The organism is Halomonas sp. ND22Bw, from assembly GCF_003011945.1.
Taxonomy (GTDB): domain Bacteria; phylum Pseudomonadota; class Gammaproteobacteria; order Pseudomonadales; family Halomonadaceae; genus Halomonas; species Halomonas halophila.
Genome location: NZ_PXWD01001771.1, coordinates 1 through 236, shown reverse-complemented (window position 1 = coordinate 236; position 236 = coordinate 1). Strand labels below are relative to the sequence as shown.

Annotated in this window: 1 protein-coding gene; it reads right to left on the bottom strand. The window is 75.0% G+C overall.

Translation table 11 applies throughout. The annotated features are described in order from the left end of the window. The coding region (locus CVH10_RS24375; protein WP_106489450.1) for an ATP cone domain-containing protein at nucleotides 1–236 on the bottom strand (236 nt) is incomplete at both ends.

Genomic DNA, 236 nt, shown 5'->3' with positions numbered 1-236 from the left:
GGATGCGCGCCACCGCGGCCTCGATCGACTCGGCGCTAACCGGGCGCTTCTCCCGGGCGCGCAGCATGCCGGCGCGCAGCTTGGCCTCGTCGAACAGCTCCCGGGCCCCGTCGCCCTTGATCACCCGCGGCATCACCAGCTCGGCGGTCTCGTAGGTGGTGAAGCGCTCGCCGCCGGCCGCGCACTGGCGCCGCCGCCGCACCTGCTCGCCGTCGCCGACCAGTCGGGAATCGGTC